General features: G+C 69.9%; 13 protein-coding genes and 1 riboswitch. Of the genes, 4 read left to right on the top strand and 9 right to left on the bottom strand.

Annotation, left to right across the window (positions count from 1 at the left end):
• From MKP15_RS07675 to MKP15_RS16980, 8 genes are all read right to left on the bottom strand, one after another.
• A partial coding sequence (locus MKP15_RS07675) for a hypothetical protein (protein WP_240212300.1) occupies positions 1-253 on the bottom strand: 253 nt, incomplete at its 3' end.
• A complete protein-coding gene (gene mshL / locus MKP15_RS07670) occupies positions 250-2004 on the bottom strand; it encodes a pilus (MSHA type) biogenesis protein MshL (protein ID WP_240212299.1) in 1755 nt (584 codons plus the stop codon). The genes mshL and MKP15_RS07675, both read right to left, overlap by 4 nt.
• A 54-nt stretch (positions 2005-2058) precedes the next feature.
• Positions 2059-2847, bottom strand: coding sequence for a type II secretion system protein (locus tag MKP15_RS07665; protein ID WP_240212298.1), 789 nt, complete (start codon positions 2845-2847; stop codon positions 2059-2061).
• A 1-nt stretch (position 2848) separates the two neighbouring features.
• Positions 2849-3451, bottom strand: coding sequence for a hypothetical protein (locus MKP15_RS07660; protein ID WP_240212297.1), 603 nt, complete (start codon positions 3449-3451; stop codon positions 2849-2851).
• Positions 3448-3966 (bottom strand): hypothetical protein, encoded by a 519-nt coding sequence (locus MKP15_RS07655; protein ID WP_240212296.1) that lies wholly within the window; start codon positions 3964-3966, stop codon positions 3448-3450. Before MKP15_RS07655 ends, MKP15_RS07660 begins: the two co-directional genes overlap by 4 nt.
• Positions 3963-5363 (bottom strand): hypothetical protein, encoded by a 1401-nt coding sequence (locus MKP15_RS07650; RefSeq protein ID WP_240212295.1) that lies wholly within the window; start codon positions 5361-5363, stop codon positions 3963-3965. The genes MKP15_RS07655 and MKP15_RS07650 overlap by 4 nt, the downstream gene beginning before the upstream one ends.
• Positions 5360-5899, bottom strand: coding sequence for a hypothetical protein (locus tag MKP15_RS07645; protein ID WP_240212294.1), 540 nt, complete (start codon positions 5897-5899; stop codon positions 5360-5362). Before MKP15_RS07645 ends, MKP15_RS07650 begins: the two co-directional genes overlap by 4 nt.
• Before the next feature lie 4 nt (positions 5900-5903).
• A complete protein-coding gene (locus MKP15_RS16980; RefSeq protein WP_104939511.1) occupies positions 5904-6728 on the bottom strand; it encodes a prepilin-type N-terminal cleavage/methylation domain-containing protein in 825 nt (274 codons plus the stop codon).
• Between the two features lie 234 nt (positions 6729-6962).
• Between MKP15_RS16980 and ggt the strand changes: the two genes are divergently transcribed.
• Positions 6963-8666 carry a gamma-glutamyltransferase gene (gene ggt, locus MKP15_RS07635; protein WP_240212293.1) on the top strand — a complete coding sequence of 568 codons (1704 nt, stop codon included), beginning with the start codon at positions 6963-6965 and terminating at the stop codon, positions 8664-8666.
• A 206-nt stretch (positions 8667-8872) separates the two neighbouring features.
• Here ggt and MKP15_RS07630 read toward each other — a convergent pair whose 3' ends face one another.
• Positions 8873-10429 (bottom strand): BCCT family transporter, encoded by a 1557-nt coding sequence (locus tag MKP15_RS07630; RefSeq protein WP_161615493.1) that lies wholly within the window; start codon positions 10427-10429, stop codon positions 8873-8875.
• A 275-nt stretch (positions 10430-10704) separates the two neighbouring features.
• A riboswitch (TPP riboswitch) is annotated at positions 10705-10806 on the top strand.
• A 102-nt stretch (positions 10807-10908) separates the two neighbouring features.
• On the opposite strand from MKP15_RS07630, the gene thiC reads away from it, so the two are divergent.
• The 3 genes from thiC (at position 10909) to MKP15_RS07615 (ending at position 16581) form a co-directional block, all read left to right on the top strand.
• Positions 10909-12786, top strand: coding sequence for a phosphomethylpyrimidine synthase ThiC (gene thiC, locus MKP15_RS07625; protein WP_240212292.1), 1878 nt, complete (start codon positions 10909-10911; stop codon positions 12784-12786).
• A 467-nt stretch (positions 12787-13253) separates the two neighbouring features.
• Positions 13254-15563, top strand: a complete 2310-nt coding sequence (locus MKP15_RS07620; RefSeq protein ID WP_240212291.1) for a winged helix-turn-helix domain-containing protein — start codon at positions 13254-13256, stop codon at positions 15561-15563.
• A gap of 112 nt (positions 15564-15675) precedes the next feature.
• On the top strand, positions 15676-16581 hold the full coding sequence (locus MKP15_RS07615; protein ID WP_240212290.1) for an AraC family transcriptional regulator: 906 nt from the start codon (positions 15676-15678) through the stop codon (positions 16579-16581).
• Positions 16582-16595 lie beyond the last annotated feature (14 nt).

Raw genomic sequence — 16595 nt, 5'->3', positions numbered from 1 at the left:
GAGCGGCCCCCGCGCCCGCGCGGGCCGGGGGGGCGCCGCTGCCGGCGACTGCCGACGGCGCGGCGGTGCCGCGCGCGCCCACGCCCAGCAGCACCGCGCCGGCCAGCACGAAGCCGCCCAGGCCGGCTGCCGCGAACAACAGGGGACCGCGGGCGGACGGCGCCTGCCGTGCCCACCAGGACGCGCGCGGCGCCGGCCGCACCGGCAGCGCCGGCGCGTCGTGTTCCCGCAGCGCGTCGTGGATCAGGCTCATATCACCTTCACCCGCAGCACCAGCACCAGCTCGCGTGTGCTCTGTTGCTTGGCGCGCGAACCGAACAGCTTGCCGAACGCCGGCACGTCGGACAGGCCGGGGATGCCGCTGTCGTTTAGGTTGGCCTTCTGGTCGATCAGCCCGCCGAGCAGCACGGTGTCGCCATCGCGCAGGTTGAGCGTGGTGGTGATGCCCTTGACGTTGACCACCGGCAGGGTGACCGCGTTGCCGTTGGGGAACTTCTGCAGCTCCAGGCTGCCGGGCACCACTTCGGTCTGCATCGGGTGCACCAGCAGTTCGACGCCACCGTTGTCGTGCACGATCGGCGCCACGCCGATCACCACCCCGGAGAACAGCGAATCGGTCTGGATGTCGGTGGACTGGTTGTACGCGGTGCCACCGCCGGTGTTGGAGAAATTGCTGGTGGATTTGGTGACGTAGCGGATGTTGGAGCCCACGCTCAGGTAGGCCGGGCTGCCGTTGCGCACGCGTACGCTGGGGTTGGACAGCACCTTGACGTTGCCGAAGGTGCGCAGCGCGTTGAGCGCGGCCGAGAACGTGTCCGTCAGGTAGCTGATGCCCAGCCCGCGCCCGGCCACCGAGCCCAGCGTCTGGTTGGGGAAGATGATGTTGCGCGCCTGGTCGCCATAGCGGCCATAGCGCTGGTAGGGCAGCAGGTTGGGATTTTCCGGGATGCCGAGATCGGGATTGGCGGGGGTGCCGGGCAGCGGTGCGATGGTGGCCGGGCTGTCGCCGTAGATGCCGGCCACGCGGTTGCGCAGCAGGTTCCAGTCCACGCCGTACTGGAAGTTGTCGTTGAGCGAGACGTCCAGGATCTGCGCCTCCACCAGCACCTGGCGGCGCATCTTGGTCGTGGTGTGGCCGACCAGCTCCTCCACCGCGCGGATCTGCGACGGGCGGGCGCGCACGAATAGCGTGCCGGAGCTGGGGTCCAGGCTGTAACGGCTCTTCTCCGGCGCCGGCGGCGCGTCCGGGCCACGCGCGGTGGCGGCCTGCTCGTCGCTGCCCAGGATCACCTTGAGCGCGGCATCCAGTTGCTTGTAGGGGTCGCTTTCCTTGCCGACGCTGCCGCTCATGGTGAGCGTGCCGCGCAGCGACTGGCCGCCGCCGCCGGCGCTCTGGATGCCGGCGCCGAACACGTCGCCGCCGGTGGACAGGTCGAAGGACGTGCTGGCGTTCAGCAGGTCCACGTTGAAGATGCGTTCGCGCATCTGCCCGACCACCAGCGCGCCGCCGCGGATCTCGCCGTGCAGGTCGAACGCGCCCAGGATGTGGTTGTAGACCTCGCGCGCGCTGACGTTGCGCAGGTGCAGGCTGGTGCGCTGGCGCTGTTCCAGCACCTGCGGGTCGACGATCAGGTTCATCTTCAGCTCGTCGGCCAGCGCCCACAGCAGCTGGCCGACGTCGGCGTTGAACATGCTGATGCTGACCACGGTGTTTTCCAGCGGGTCGTAGGCCGGCGCCACCGGCGCGGCGGCCTCGGCCTGCTGTTGCATGCGCTGCTCGACCTGTTCGCGCATGCGGTCCTGCTGGGCGGCCAGCTTCTTCGATTCCTCGACGATGGCCGTGCCGCTGCGCTCCAGCGCCTTGTACTCGGTCGGCGGCAGTTCCTGCACGCTGCGCGGCGGCATGTTGCTGCAGGCGGCCAGGGTCAACGCGCCGATCGCGCTGACGAGCGTTCTGACCGTGGGGCGGTGTGGGACGCGGGCGGTGCGGGCGTTGGGATTCATCGGTTCTGTACCTTGGAAGGATGCGGTGGGAGGCAGAGGGAAGGGCATCGGCGGTCAGCGCGTGTTGGCCATCAGCCAGCCAAGCAGGGCGGTGGCGCTTTCGGCGACGACGAGATCGTCGTAGCGCTCGTCGCCGGGGTAGTCGGGCGGGGTGACGCAGGTACCGTTGCCCTGGGCAAAGGCGCGGTTGTTGGCGCCATCGAAGCCGCCGTCGCCGCCGCCGCCGTCGCGCGCGGCGACCGGGGCCACCAGCACGAACGCGGGGTTGACCATGCGCGTGCCGGTGCCACCGCTGCCGCACTGCGTGGGGGTGCCGCCACTGATGTAGTGCGGCTGGCTGGCCTGCGGCGCGGTGGTGGTGTTGGCGACGATGCGCGACAGCGCCGAACCGAAGCCGCCGATGTACTCCAGGTCCGGCTGGTCGGCCGATTCGCGCGCCGGGGCGACCAGGTCGGTGTTGGCGGTGCCGCGGTATACGCCGTAGCGCAGGCGCTCGCCGCGTACCGGCAGCTCCAGGCCGAGGCTGGCATAGGGCAGCCAGCCGACGTTGCCGGTGGCGCTGCAGGCGCCGTTGCTGCCCTCGAAGCCACTGTCGCCGGTGCCCGACAGGTCGGGGCACGGCAGGCGCTTGTTGCGCAGCGCGAACGCATGCAGCGCCTGCCGCGCGGTCTCGGCATGGGCGCGGGCGGCATTGTGGCGGCGTGCCTGGCCGAGGTTGTCGAAGGCGGACAGTGCGGTCATGGTCAGCAGCCCGAGCACGCCGACGACCACGGCCAGCTCCACCAGCGAAAAGCCGCTGCGGGTGCCGGGGCCGAGCCGTGCGGGGTGGTGGCGTGGCCGCATGTCACTGCGCCCGGCCCGGTGCCGCGGGCAGGTTGGCCGGCGCCACGTCGTAGCGCAGCTGGCCCTGCAGCTGCTGCAGTTCGGCCAGGATGGCGGCGTTGCGCTGGCGCTGTGCCGGGCTGTCCGGCTTCTGCGTGGACTCGGCCAGTTCCACCGCCAGCGCCTGCGCGCGCTTGGCGATCAGCAGGTTGTTGCGCAGTGCGTCCAGGCGCACGTCGGCAGGCGCCTTGCCGGATTTCTCGAGCTGGTCGAGCTGGGCCAGCAGGTCGTCGGCCATGCGCATGTTGTTGCCGGACTTCAGGCGGATGTCGGCCAGCGAGCGGCCGATGTCCGTTGCCGTGGCCGCTGCCGGGGGCGGCGCCGCGACCACCGCGCGCTGCGTGGCGCTGCCGCCGGCCGGGGCGTCGGCCTGCAGCCACGGTGGCGTGTCCGTACCCGCGGGCGTGGCCTGCGGTTCGGCGGCGGCTTGGGCCTGCGCCGCGGCCGCCGGCGGGGCGGCGGGCGCGCCCGCATCGCCGGAATGCCGCACCGCCAGTATCGCCAGGGCACCGCCGGCGATCAGGCCGGTGCCCCACAGCAGGGGCTTCCTGTAGCGCGGGTTCATCGCTGTTCCCCCGCGGCGTGGGTGTACGGCGAGGGCACCGGCAGCGTGGCCAGTTCGCCGGCCGCGTTGCGGATGCGTACCCAGTCCGGGCCAATGGCATCCACGCGCGCACCGCTGGCCAGGCGCGAGCCGCGCTGTACGCGCTGCCCGTCGACCACCGCGCTGTGCCGGCCATTGGCCACCAGCACCAGCGAGACGCTGTGCGCGGCCTGGGTTTCCGCGCCGCCAGCGAGGGCGGACGACGGGCCGCCTTCGCTGGCGGGCGGGGTGGCCAGCGGCAACGCCAGCAGCGGCTGGCCATCTCCGATGGGTACGCTGCGGCGCAGCCGTTCGACCTGCGCCTGCATCTTCTGGTTGTGGGCGATGGCGCTGCGCAGCTCCACCATGGCGGCGGTTTCGTCGGCGTCGTTGCCCAGTTGCAGCACCGCGGGCTTGACCACGACCATCGTCGCCAGCCAGCCGGTGACCGCCAGCCACACCACGAGCGCGATGGCGGCGATGAACTTGATCTTCATGGACGGACCTCTGCCGCCGCAGCCGGCGGGCGCTTGAGCAGATAGGAGAAGAAGCCGCCGGCCGAACGGGTGTTCATGCCACCGCCCTGCGGATCGACCGGCTGTGGATCGAAGCCGGCCCGGCGCAGGCCCTCGACGAAGGCCGGTACCTGCATGCCCGGGGTACCGCGCCACGGGTCGGCCACGCCGTCCACGCGCAGCGTGTAGTCGCCCGGCGGCGGGGTGGGTGCGGCGGGCATGCCGGGATTACGCGGTGCGACTGGCGGCTCTTCCAGCTTCACCCGCAGGATGCGTACCTGCCCGGCGGCGGCATCCCGCACCTGGGCCAGGCTGGCGCTGGGGTCGGCGCCGTCGTGCAGGCGCGTGGCGCGTTCGATGAAGGCCTGCACGCCGGCGAAGCCTTCGGGCATGGCCTGCTGCGCCTGCATCGCCGCGATCCGCTGCTCGATCGCTTCGATCTCGCTGCCCACTTCGTCGGCGCGTGCGCTGGCCTCGCTGCCGGTCAGCGCCCAGCGGGCGCCCAGGGCGGCAAGGATCAGCGCGAACACCAGCGACGCGGCACTGGCCACCGGCAACAGCGACTCGGCGCTCCACGCCAGGCGGCTGGCCAGCGGATTGATGGCGATCCCGGGCCGGGCCTGGGACTGGATCCAGCCGATGCCGCTGCGGTACTCGTTGCCCTGCTCGTCACGCACCACCCGCAGCGGCACGCTGTCCACCCGCAGGCCGCTGCGCACGGCAAACACCTCGCGCAGCGCATCGTCGCTCCACGGCTGCCCCGCATCCGGGCGCGGCACCAGCACCGGGCACCAGTGCAGGGCCAATGGCTCGAGGCTGTCCTCGCCGCTGCCCAGGTCCTCGGCGAATTGTTCGGCGAGCGCGCCGACGGTCATCGCCATGTCCGACGGATCCTCGCTGTAGGCCAGCGCGGTGCGGTAGATCATGTCGTGCTTGAGCACCGCCAGCACGCTGACCTGGCGGCCGGACTGCAGCACCAGGCCGAGGCCCGGCCGCAGCGACTTGAACAGCAGCGAGGTGAACGGGATCAGCAGGCAATGGTCCGGCTGCGCCTCCGCCCAGGCGTAGGTCTGCTGCCACAGGTCCAGCGGAACCGCGGTGAACAGGGTCTGGTAGCCGGCGCCGATGCTGCGCGTGCGGTGGATCAGGATCTTGCTTTCGCCGTCGATCATGCCGTCCGAACGCAGGCGCCGTTCGATCAGCGCGACCGCGTGCGCGGGGCTGCCTTCGAGCGAGATGACGTTGCTGACCGCATTCTCGAAATCGCTGACCACCACGGCCGCACCGGCCAACCGCGGGCGGCTGTCGCTGCGGGTCACGGTGGCACCGTCGAACAGCAGCCAGTGGCCCTGTTGCTGGATGACGTGGAGCAGGCTCATGGCAGGGGATTCCCGTGGGTGCCGGTGTCGTCGGCGGTCTGGAACAGCAGGCTGCCGCGCAGGGTCAGCGACAGCGGCGCGGGCCGGCGGTCGACGCTGCCGGGCGGGTCGAACAGCCCCTCGTCCGGATGGGTGACGGCGATCTCGAAGGATTCGGCGCCGAACAGGTGGTCCGGCGAACGCTGCACGGTGGCCAGCAGCGGCAGCGCTTCCTCGCGGTGCATCTGGCTCTGGCGCAGGTTGATCAGGCGTTCGCCCCAGGCGCCGGGCAGCAGCCCGTTGGCCTGGGCGCTGGCCAGCAGCTGGCGCGCGGAATTGGCGTGCTCCACGCGCAGCCGCGTCTCCTGCTCGCGCACCTTGGCCTCGGACAGCAACTGGTTGCGGTCGCCCAGGCGCTGGTAGGCATCGGCCAGGGCCGAGCGTTCCTTGATGAACCACACCGCCGCCACCACCAGTGAAGCCAGGGTGGCGGCGAACAGCAACAGCGAGGTGCGGCGCGATTGACGCAGGCGTGCGAGCAGGGAGGGCCGGCGCATCGGCTTACTGGTTCATCTTGTAGCTGGCGACGACGGTCATGACCTGGTCGTCGTCGGTGCCGGTGCCGAAGGTCTGGCCGTCGGTGACGGCCGCGGACATCGAACCGGTGTTGTTGCCGCCCCATTCGGTGCCGATGGCGTTGGCCGAGGTCGCGCCGCCGGAGGCGGTGGCGGTACGGGCCTGGATGCCGACCTGGCGGAAGGCGCCGTTGCTGGCGTCGGGCTTGCCGTCGATCATCTGGTCCAGCGCGCGCGCCAGGTCCGGGGTCAGCCCGGTGATGATCATCGCGTTGCCCGAGCCCCACAGCGTGCCGGGCCGGTTCCAGCCGAAGCACACGCGGATTTCCTGCGGGTTGCCGTTGGTGTCCAGGTAGGCGTAGCGGTCTTCCTTGCCCTCGCCGCGGCCCGGCGGCAGGGTGATGCCGGCCTTGCGCACCAGGTCGCGCAGGTCGAAGCCGGTGTCGCCTTCGCGGGTACGGGTCAGGCCGTTGCTGGTCGGCAGCGCATCGGTGCCGGAGCAGATCAGCGCCGGCTCGGTGGCGTTCTGGCTCATGTCGCCACCGGAGAAGCCGGTGAAGTGGGTGCCGTTGACCATCAGCTGCGGGGCGGACTGGTTGTCGCCGATCGGCGCGCCGTAGCGCTGGTGGTAGCTGTTGTAGGTGACCACCCACTGGTCGACGAACTTCTGCTTGATGCGGGTGTACTCGGCGTTGCGCTGCACGTCGCGGCCGATCATCACCGCACCGATGATCACGCCGATGATGACCAGCACCACGGCCATCTCGACAAGGGTGAAGCCGCCCTGGCGGCGCTGGGAAGACATTTGCATTGGATTGCCCCTTTGATGGAAACCTGCGCTGCCCACCGGGAACGGACGTTCCGGCGGGCGTGTGTTGTTTCGGGGCAACGTGATAGAGCACGGACGTAAGAGGAACGTAAGAGCGTGCCGCCCGCGCCGCGCGGCGCGCTGGGCGCGCGGCACATGGCGGCCTGGATGGCGGCACATGCGCGGGCACCGCTGCGGCGGTTATCGTCGGGCTTCGTCCCGTTGCCGGTCCCGCCGATGAAACGCCTGCCGCTGCTGCTGTTGTCCTGCCTCGCCGTTCCTGCCCTGCATGCCGCCGACCGCATCACCGGGCCGGGCTTCGCCACCCGCTCGGAGGTGATCGCGCCGCACGCGATGGCCGCGACCTCGCAGCCGCTGGCCACGCAGATCGCGCTGGACGTGATGAAGTCCGGCGGTTCGGCGGTGGATGCGGCGATCGCCGCCAACGCCGCGCTCGGGCTGATGGAGCCGACCGGCAACGGCATCGGCGGCGACCTGTTCGCCATCGTCTGGGACCCGAAGACGCAGAAGCTGTATGGCTACAACGGCTCGGGCCGCTCGCCGAAGTCGCTGACCCTGGCCGAATTGCAGCGCCGCGGGCTGAAGGAGATTCCCGCCACCGGGCCGCTGCCGGTGTCGGTGCCGGGCGCGGTCGATGGCTGGTTCGCGCTGCACGCGCGCTTCGGGCGCAAGCCCATGGCCGACAACCTGGCCCCGGCGATCCGCTACGCGCGCGACGGCCACCCGGTGGCCGAGGTGATCGCCTACTACTGGGACCGTTCGGTGCCGCGGCTGTCGCCGTACCCCGGCTTCAAGGAACAGTTCACCGTCGATGGCCGCGCCCCGCGCAAGGGCGAGCTGTGGCGCAACCCGAACCTGGCCGACACCCTGCAGAAGATCGCCGACGGCGGCCGCGACGCGTTCTACAAGGGCGACATCGCGCGCACCATCGACGCCTATTTCAAGGCCAACGGCGGTTTCCTGTCGTATGCGGACCTGGCCGGCCACCAGGGCGAATGGGTCGAACCGGTAAGCAGCAATTACCGCGGCTACGACGTGTGGGAACTGCCGCCCAACAGCCAGGGCATCGCCGCGCTGCAGATCCTCAACATCCTGGAAGGCTACGACTTTACGAAGATCGCGTTCGGCTCGCCCGAGCACGTGCACCTGTTCGTCGAGGCCAAGAAGCTGGCCTTCGCCGACCGTGCGCGTTTCTATGCCGACCCGGCTTTCTCGCCGGCGCCGGTGCAGCGGCTGGTGTCCAAGGACTACGCGGCGCAGCGGCGCGCGCTGATCTCCATGGATACGGCGCTGAAGGAGGCGCAGCCGGGCACGCCCAGGCAACTGGAGGAGGGCGACACCATCTACATGACCGTGGCCGATGCCGACGGCATGATGGTCTCGCTGATCCAGTCCAATTACCGCGGCATGGGCAGTGGCATGGCGCCGCCGGGGCTGGGCTTCATCCTGCAGGACCGGGGTGAGATGTTCGTGCTGCAGGATGGCCATCCCAACGGCTACGCGCCGGGCAAGCGCCCGTTCCAGACCATCATCCCGGCGTTCATCACCAGGGACGGCAAGCCGTTTGCCAGTTTCGGGGTGATGGGCGGGGCGATGCAGCCGCAGGGCCACGCGCAGATCGTGATGAACCTGGTGGACTTCGGCATGAACCTGCAGGAAGCCGGCGACGCGCCGCGCATCCAGCACGAGGGCTCGACCGAACCGACCGGGCAGGGCACGGCGATGCGCGACGGCGGCGAGGTCAACCTGGAAACCGGCTTCCCCTACGAGACCATCCGCGCGTTGATGCGCAAGGGCCATCGCGTGGTGTTCGCCGACGGCCCCTACGGTGGCTACCAGGCGATCATGCGCGATCCCGCCACCGGCGTGTACTACGGTGCGTCGGAGAGCCGCAAGGACGGCCAGGCCGCGGGCTATTGATGAGGCCGGGAGTGAGTGAAGAGGAGTGAGGAGTGAGAAAAGGCCTGGATACCGTCATTACCAGGCATGCGTTCGTTGGAAGGCGCTTCCCGCCAGCGCGGCAATGACGGAATGATGCGGAGATGGCAGGCAACCGCGGAGCCGCTGTTGCCTTTTCTCACTCCTGTTCACTCACTCCTTGGCTTTAACTCACTCCGCCGCCCCGCTCACTTCTGCTCTCCAGCCTCTTCCTGCGCGGCCATCTCGCGTTCGATCCACGCCTGCACGGCATGCCGCGCGCGCTGCGCGCGGCGCCGTTCCAGCTGGTACTCCAGGTCCAGCACGCGGTACAGGCATACCATCACCATCACCATCAGCAGCGCGAACGGCAACGCGGCGATGGTGATCATGCCCTGCAGCGCGTCCAGCCCGCCGGCCAGCAGCAGGGCCGCGGCGATCAGCGCCACCGCCACGCCCCATACCGCCTTGCGCGCCGGCGGCGGATCGCCGGCTTCGTCGGTGGACATGCTGGCCAGCACCAGCACCGCCGAATCGGCCGAGGTGACGAAGAAGATCACCAGCAGCACCAGCGCGATGCCCGACAGCAGCAAGCCGCCGGGCAGGCTGTCGAACAGCGCGAACAGCACCGTCTCATAGCCGTTGCCCAGCGCCTGCAGCAGGTCGGCGTGGCCGCTGATCTGCGCCCACAGCGCACTGCCGCCGAACACCGAGAACCACACGAAACCAAGCAGCGTCGGCGCCAGCACCACGCCGACCACGAACTCGCGCACGCTGCGGCCGCGCGACACACGGGCGATGAACGCGCCCACGAACGGCGCCCAGGCGATCCACCAGGCCCAGTAGAAGATCGTCCAGTCCGCCACCCACGTGCTGCCCGAGAACGGCGACATGCGCAGGCTCATGGTCACCAGCTGGTTGAGGTAGGCGCCGAGGGTGGTGGTGAAGGTGTCGAAGATGAAGCCGGTCGGCCCCAGCACCAGCACCGCGGCCAGCAGCAGCGCGGCCAGCAACAGGTTGCAGTTGGACAGCCACTTGATGCCACGGTCCACGCCGCTCAGGGTCGAGGCCATGTACAGCACGAAGGCGATGGCGATGATGCCCAGCTGCACCGACACGCTGGCGGTAAGGCCGAACACGCGCTGCAGTCCGGCGGCGATCTGGATGGTGCCGAAGCCCAGCGTGGTGGCCACGCCGATCGCGGTGGCCACCACCGCGGCGATGTTGACCGCGTGGCCGATGGCACCGCGGTGGTGGCGTCCGATCAGCGGCTGCAGCATGTCGCTGATCAGGCCGCGGCCGTTGCGGTTGTACTGGAACCATGCCATCGCCAGCCCGATCAGGGCGTAGATCGCCCACGGGTGCAGGCCCCAGTGGAAGAAGGCGTAGCGCATCGCCGCGCGCGCCGCGTCCACGCTCTGCGGCGGCAGCCCCTCGGGCGGCTTGGAGAAATGCGAGATCGGCTCGGCCGCGCCCCAGAACACCAGGCCGATGCCCATGCCGGTGGCGAACAGCATCGCCAGCCAGCTGGCGCGCGAGAAGTCCGGCTCGGCGTCCTCGCCGCCGATGCGCAGGTTGCCGAAACGACCGAACGCCAGGTACAGCAGGAAGGTCAGCGTCAGGAACACGATCAGCAGGTACAGCCAGCCGACGCTGCGCACGACGTCGACCAGCACGGCCTGCACCACGTCGTTGAAGGGGCCGGGGGCGATGCCGGCCAGCAGCACCAGGGCGGCGACCAGCGCGATGGAAACACGAAACACCATGGAGGAGCTTCTCCGATCTGGGGATGGGGAGCGAGCCAGGGCTTGCAGCGGAACCGGTCGCCGCGGCGCCGGTCATGGCGTAACCGGTTGCCCGCGGACACGGAAGGAGGGAGGTCGGCATGGCGGCACGGGGCCGCCTGGCGGCGGCAGCGGCGCATCCTACTGAACCCGACGTCACGAATCCGTTAGTGCCCGCCGCGTCGCCGCCACGCGGCCCGCGCCGGTGGCGTGCCGGCCGCGCGTTCCACCCGGCTGGCCGCTTCGTGTTCTAATGCCGCCCGAAGCGGGGGTACCGCGGCGTTGGCGCCACGGTTGAGACAGTCCCTTGGAACCTGATCCGGTTGATACCGGCGTAGGGAAGCTTCGCAATGTTGCCGTGCGTGGACGCCTGCCCAGGCTGCGTCCATGCGCCGGTGGCGGCGCGCCTTCGCTTCGTCCGGCCCGTGCATCCGCGTGGGCCTCCAACAGGACGACGCCCGATGAATGCACCGCTTTCCGCCCTGCAGCAGCAGGCACAGCAACTCTCCGGATCGGTCACGCAGCCGATCCCCGGCTCGCGCAGGATCCACGTACCCGGCTCGCGCCCGGACCTGCGGGTGCCGATGCGCGAGATCGCGCTGACCCGCACGCCGACCCTGTTCGGGGGCGAGCACAACCCGCCGGTCACGGTCTACGACACGTCCGGCCCCTACACCGACCCGGACGCGCGCATCGACCTGTGCGCCGGGTTGCCGGCATTGCGCCGCGCATGGATCGAGGAACGCGGCGACAGCGAATGCCTGGCCCAGCTGGGTTCGACGTTCGGCCGTGGCCGCGCGCGCGACCCGGCGCTGGAGGCGGTGCGCTTCCCCGCGCGCAGCTTGCCGCGGCGTGCGCGCGCCGGTGCCAGCGTCACCCAGATGCACTACGCGCGGCGTGGCATCGTCACCCCGGAAATGGAGTTCGTCGCGATCCGCGAGAACCAGCGGCTGGACGAGGTGCGCGACGCGCAGCTGCTGAAGCAACACCCGGGCGAGCACTTCGGCGCCGCTCTCCCGCCCCGCATCACCGCCGAGTTCGTGCGCGACGAAATCGCCCGCGGTCGCGCGATCCTGCCGTGCAACATCAATCATCCGGAATGCGAGCCGATGATCATCGGCCGCAACTTCCTCACCAAGATCAACGCCAACATCGGCAACAGCGCGGTGTCCTCCGGCATCGCCGAGGAAGTGGAGAAGCTGGTCTGGGCGATCCGCTGGGGCGCCGACACGGTGATGGACCTGTCCACTGGCAAGCACATCCACGAAACCCGCGAATGGATCATCCGCAATTCGCCGGTGCCGATCGGCACCGTGCCGATCTACCAGGCGCTGGAGAAGGTCGACGGCCGCGCCGAGGCGCTGACCTGGGAAATCTTCCGCGACACGCTGATCGAGCAGGCGGAGCAGGGCGTCGACTACTTCACCATCCACGCCGGCGTGCTGCTGCGCTACGTGCCGCTGACCGCGAAGCGCACGACCGGGATCGTCTCCCGCGGCGGTTCGATCATGGCGAAGTGGTGCCTGGCGCACCACAAGGAGAATTTCCTCTACACCCACTTCGAGGACATTTGCGAGATCATGAAGGCCTATGACGTGGCCTTCTCGCTCGGCGACGGCCTGCGCCCGGGCTGCATCGCCGACGCCAACGACGCGGCCCAGTTCGGCGAACTGGAGACGCTGGGCGAGCTGACGAAGATCGCGTGGAAGCACGACGTGCAGACCATGATCGAAGGCCCGGGCCACGTGCCGATGCAGTTGATCAGGGAGAACATGGACAAGCAGCTGCGCGAGTGCGGCGAGGCGCCGTTCTACACGCTCGGGCCGCTGACCACCGACATCGCGCCGGGCTACGACCACATCACCAGCGCGATCGGCGCGGCGATGATCGGCTGGTACGGCACCGCGATGCTCTGCTACGTCACGCCGAAGGAACACCTGGGCCTGCCCAATCGCCAGGACGTGCGCGACGGCATCATGGCCTACAAGATCGCCGCGCACGCGGCGGACCTGGCCAAGGGCCATCCCGGTGCGCAGGTGCGCGACAACGCGCTGAGCAAGGCGCGCTTCGAGTTCCGCTGGGAGGACCAGTTCCACCTTGGCCTGGATCCGGACAAGGCCAGGGAGTTCCACGATGAGACGCTGCCGAAGGAGGCGCACAAGCTCGCCCACTTCTGTTCGATGTGCGGCCCGCATTTCTGCTCGATGAAGATCACCCAGGACGTGCGCGACTACGCGGCCGAACGCGGGTTGGACGCCGCCGGCGCGCTGGCGGCCGGAATGGAGGAGAAGTCCAGGGCATTCCGCGCGCAGGGTGCGCAGGTGTACCGCGCCGAGTGATGCGCCGGTGCCCGCGCGGGCACGGCGGTGATCGCCGCCGCGCCCGCCCGCACGCGGCGGACGGGCGCAGTGGCGTGAATCTGTCTTTATGTTTTCTTCAGCTTGTTGAATTGCCCGCGCCGGTGACAACGGTGCGGCGGCGCGTATTGGCCGCGCACGCTGCAATCACGCGGGTTTGCGTGATTGCAGCGTGCTACGGTGTTTGCAAAAGAATGAACGGCAGATAAAAAAATCGCGCCCTGGGGCGCGAATTCTGAAACGGATTATGTGGATTGCGTCGGCGAGAGAGAGCCTGGTGTCGTCCCGCATGGGTACACGGGTAACTGCCATAGGCTAATATCCGCGCGCCTTGAAACATTTGCTCTTTGCGTTGACGCCATTTGCGGAATTTGGCGGTTCACTGGCGGCAACACCACCAGGGGGCGGGCACAGGACGATGCCCTCCAGCGATTCAATCCCTGACCGGCATGGAACCCATCAACAGCGCTCTTTCCCCCCCTGAACGCCTGCATATCGGCGACTGCCTGGTCGTCCTGCCATCGCGCGAGGTGCATGCGCCTGGCGCCCGTCGCAGCGTGCGGCTCACGCCCAAGGCGATCGGCGTGCTGCTGGTGCTGGCGCGTGGCGCCGGCAATGTGGTGACCCGCGATGAACTGTTCGCGCAGGTGTGGCCCGACACCCTGCCGACCAACGACGTACTGACCCAGGCGGTCACCCAGCTGCGCAAGGCGTTGTCCGCCGGTGGCGCGTTCCCGCAGGGACAGGAGTACATCGAAACGATCGCCAAGACCGGCTATCGGCTGCGCGCGCCGGTGGCGTGGGCGCAGGAACAGGAAGAAGCGTCTTCGCCGGCCGCCGACGCGCTGGCGCAGCCGGTGGATGCGGCAGATGCGGCGGGCGCCGCGGCGCTACCGGATGCAGCCAGGGCCGCCGGATTCTGGCGCCGCGCACGGCGTCGCCTGCTGCTGGTGGTGGGCCTGCTGCTGTTGTGCAGCTCGCTGACGATGGCCTGGCTGCTGTGGCAGCGCCCGGTCGCCGCGCGCGCGCCGGACGCGGTCACGGCCGACGGTACCGGCGTGATCGGCAGTCCGCAGCGTCCGTACCGCCTGATCACCGCCAGCCAGGGATTCGGCACGTTCCCGGCGTTGTCGCCCGATGGCGCGCTGGTCGCCTTTGCCGACGAAAGCGATGGCGGTTCGACGCTCAAGGTGCAGAGCACCGGCAGCACCACCTCGGCGACGCTGGTGAAGGCGCCCGCGGGTGCCATGGACCGGTTCCCGGCATGGTCGCCGGATGGGCGCGAGATCGCGTTCGCACGGTTCGCCGCCGGCGGCAGCTGCGAGGTGCTGGTGGTCGGCGCCACCGGCGGCAGTGCGCGCCGCGCCACCGCCTGCGATGGCGCCGAGATGCTCAGCTTCAGCTGGACGCCGGATGGGCGCGGGCTGGTGTTCGGCTCGATGACCGGCCCCCACGGTGCGCCCGGCATCCGCACCCTGGACCTGGCAACGGGACGCTGGACGGTGCTGGATTACGCGCGGGGCGAAGGCGACTTCGATTACGCGCCGCGCTACTCGCCCGACGGCCGCCAGCTTGGATTCACCCGCAACCCGCAGCTGGGCGCGGTGTGGGTGATGGACGCCAATGGCGGCGACGCCCGCCGCGTCACCAGCGGCAGCGCGGAGATGCGCGGCTGGGCCTGGCTGGGCGAGCACGCCATCGTGTTTGGGCGGCGCATAGACAGCGAATCGCGGTTGTACCAGGTGGACCTGCGTTCGGGCCTGCTCAAGGACCTGGGCGTGGATGACGCGCAGAGTCCCAGCGTGGCCGGCATGGGCGCGCTGCTCGCCTTCATGCACCGCGCGCCGCAGTTCGGCCTGTTCCGGGTCCCGCTGGACGATCCCGGACGCAAGGAACGGCTGTTCGCGTCGTCCGGGCGCGATGCCCAGCCGATGATCGCGCCCGACGGCCAGCAACTGGTGTTCACCTCCAACCGCTCCGGTGCGTTCGCGCTGTGGTGGGCGCGGCTGGGGCAGTCCGATTCCCTGCGCCCGGTGGACGGCTTCCGCCCCGAAGCGCGGCAGTCACCGGACTGGTCGCCCGACAGCCGCCAGGTGCTGGTCAGCGGCCGTGACGACGACGGCCGGCCCGGCATCTACGAAGTCGTGCCCGAGCAGGGGCAATGGAAGCGGCTGCCGGTGCCGGTTGCCGAACCGCTGCAGGCCGTCTATGGCCCCGCCCCGCATCTGGTGTTCGTGATCGGCAGCGAGGGCGACGGCCCGGCCACGTTGTCCCTGTTCGACCGCGGCGGCGGCCAGTGGCGGCGGGTCGCGCAGGTGGCCGGCGTGTCGCAGGTGCGCTACGACCGCGCGACGCAGCGGGTGTTGTTCACGCGGCTGGCCGAAGGCGGGCTGTGGTCGGCCGATGCCGCGCTGGCGCCGGGCAGTTTCCATGAGCTCAGCGGGGAGGTGCCGACCCGCTGGCGCTTCCGCACCTGGGCCCTGGGCGGCGATGGCGCGGTCGCGTACCTGCGCCAGGATGACGGATGCTCGGTGCAGCTGAGCCGGCTCGACCAGACACAACCGCCGCGCTGCCTCGAGGCACGCGCCGCGGCCGCCACCAACGGGTTCAGCGTGGCGCCCGATGGCGCCGCGGTATACGTGCCGCTGGCGGTGTCCGATGGCACCGACATCGGCATCATGCCGGTCCCCGAAGCACCCTCGCGACCCTCGCTGGGCGTGCTCAAGTGGTTGCCCCTGTTGGGAAAACCGGATTCGTGATTTCTTCGTTCGCGGTTCCGGAAGAATTCGGAAGGTTCTCGTCGCAACTTCCTGACGACTGCCGCCAGAGTTGGCAAAACCATCGGCCATTGAAGGCAAATGATGGTGAGTCATGCGACAGGTGGCCTGGGTCGATCGCGGCCAGTCGGTTTCGTTCGAGAAGCAGCCGGAGGACGGTCCGCGCCCGAACTGCGTGGGCGTCGCCCGCTTGGGCAGCCTGCAGACATCGGGCACGGTGTTCACGGTGTGGATGCAACTGCGCGGCAGTGCCTGGGTGGAATCCAGGGAAGGCCGCTTCCGCCTGCGCCAGCGCGAGTGGATCGCATTCGAGAAGGACTCGCGCCCGCTGATCCAGGCCAGCCGCGACGGGCTGTGCATCGGCGTGGCGCTGGACGCCGCTGCGCTGCGCACCCTGGGTGATCTGGCCGACAGCGGCCTGTATGCCGGCCACGGCGTGATGAGCCGGGCCGAGGCGCGCACCGCGCTGGGCCTGTGGCGCGAGGCCCAGGCACGCGAGCCCGGTTCCCACGTGCTGCGCCCGTTGCTGCTGCACGTGGCCTCGCTGCAGCGCGACTTTTCCGAGGGCGTGCAGCGCTGCCCGGGGCGCTCGCGCCTGCGCAAGCGCCAGGTGTTCGGCCGCATGCAGCGCGCGCGCATGTACCTGGAGGGCAACAGCCACCGCGTGGTGCGCATCGGCGAGCTGGCCGAGCTGACCAACTTCTCCAGCTGGTACCTGTCCAAGACCTTCCAGAGCCTGTACGAGGAAAGCCCGCAGTCGCTGTCCGCGCGCCTGCGCCTGGAGCGCGCGGCCCAGCTGCTGCGCGATACCGACATGATGATCAGCGAGGTCGCCGCGGCCAGTGGCTTCGACAACTGCTGCAGTTTCGCCCGTGCCTTCCGCGCGCGTTTCGGGGTTCCTGCCAGCCGCTACCGCGAAGCGGCGTGCGCCAGCCTCCCGCCATATTCGGCAAAGTTTGCGACTGCTTCGCGCAAACCCATGGCTTCGGTACGAACGTAACGTTCAGGGGTGTT

The sequence above is a fragment of the Stenotrophomonas sp. Y6 genome (assembly GCF_022436665.1).
Lineage (GTDB): Bacteria > Pseudomonadota > Gammaproteobacteria > Xanthomonadales > Xanthomonadaceae > Stenotrophomonas > Stenotrophomonas acidaminiphila_A.
Note: the sequence above shows the minus strand (reverse complement) of the source record. Positions and strands in the feature narration are given on the sequence as shown.

Bases quoted from the DNA above. Each gene is read 5' to 3' on its own strand.
- MKP15_RS07645 (WP_240212294.1), bottom strand. From the start codon at position 5,899: ATGCGCCGGCCCTCCCTGCTCGCACGCCTGCGTCAATCGCGCCGCACC.
- MKP15_RS07660 (WP_240212297.1), bottom strand. From the start codon at position 3,451: ATGAACCCGCGCTACAGGAAGCCCCTGCTGTGGGGCACCGGCCTGATC.
- MKP15_RS07650 (WP_240212295.1), bottom strand. From the start codon at position 5,363: ATGAGCCTGCTCCACGTCATCCAGCAACAGGGCCACTGGCTGCTGTTC.
- thiC (WP_240212292.1), top strand. From the start codon at position 10,909: ATGAATGCACCGCTTTCCGCCCTGCAGCAGCAGGCACAGCAACTCTCC.
- MKP15_RS07665 (WP_240212298.1), bottom strand. From the start codon at position 2,847: ATGCGGCCACGCCACCACCCCGCACGGCTCGGCCCCGGCACCCGCAGC.
- MKP15_RS07615 (WP_240212290.1), top strand. From the start codon at position 15,676: ATGCGACAGGTGGCCTGGGTCGATCGCGGCCAGTCGGTTTCGTTCGAG.
- MKP15_RS16980 (WP_104939511.1), bottom strand. From the start codon at position 6,728: ATGCAAATGTCTTCCCAGCGCCGCCAGGGCGGCTTCACCCTTGTCGAG.
- mshL (WP_240212299.1), bottom strand. From the start codon at position 2,004: ATGAATCCCAACGCCCGCACCGCCCGCGTCCCACACCGCCCCACGGTC.
- MKP15_RS07630 (WP_161615493.1), bottom strand. From the start codon at position 10,429: ATGGTGTTTCGTGTTTCCATCGCGCTGGTCGCCGCCCTGGTGCTGCTG.
- ggt (WP_240212293.1), top strand. From the start codon at position 6,963: ATGAAACGCCTGCCGCTGCTGCTGTTGTCCTGCCTCGCCGTTCCTGCC.
- MKP15_RS07655 (WP_240212296.1), bottom strand. From the start codon at position 3,966: ATGAAGATCAAGTTCATCGCCGCCATCGCGCTCGTGGTGTGGCTGGCG.
- MKP15_RS07620 (WP_240212291.1), top strand. From the start codon at position 13,254: ATGGAACCCATCAACAGCGCTCTTTCCCCCCCTGAACGCCTGCATATC.